Here is a 617-nt window from a genome sequence, read left to right as displayed (position 1 = left end):
GCCTTGGCGGCAATCTCGTCTTCGCGGATGGCCATCCAGGCGCGGCCGATGCGGCTGTTCTCGAGCCGGTAGCAAATGATCACGCTGAGCACCACCAAGGCCAGGAAGAGGTAGTAGTACAGCGTCACCGAGGGCAGCTTGAAGCCGAACAACTCGGCCCCTTGGCCCAGATTGAGGCCGAAGAAGTGGATCGAGTCGATCTGACCGATGCCACGCGGGCCGTTGGTGATATTGATGGGGTACTCAAGGTTGTTCAAGAAGACCCGGATGATTTCGCCAAAACCCAGCGTCACGATGGCCAGATAGTCACCGCGCAGCTTGAGCGTTGGGGCCCCGAGCATCACACCGAAGAAGCCGGCCAGACCAGCCCCCAGCGGGATGATCAGCCACAGCGGCGAGTGCAGACCGTCGGGGAAGGCGTTGCGGAAGGCCTCGAAGTTCTCGCTCAAATGCGGGCTGGCCAGCAGCGCGAACATGTAAGACCCGACGGCATAAAACGCCACATAACCCAGATCCAGCAGACCCGCGTAGCCGACCACGATGTTCAGGCCCAGCGCCAACAGCACATAGAGCAGCGCCAGATCGATGATGCGCACCGGGCCGTTGCCGAACTGCTG

Annotated in this window: 1 protein-coding gene; it reads right to left on the bottom strand. The window is 61.4% G+C overall.

The genetic code is table 11. The annotated features are described in order from the left end of the window. A partial coding sequence (locus LNV09_RS24635) for an ABC transporter permease subunit (protein ID WP_411969348.1) occupies nt 1-617 on the bottom strand: 617 nt, incomplete at both ends.

It is taken from the genome of Paucibacter sp. B2R-40 (assembly GCF_025717555.1).
In the GTDB taxonomy this organism is placed as follows: domain Bacteria; phylum Pseudomonadota; class Gammaproteobacteria; order Burkholderiales; family Burkholderiaceae_C; genus Paucibacter_A.
This window is presented reverse-complemented; position numbering and strand designations above follow the sequence as displayed.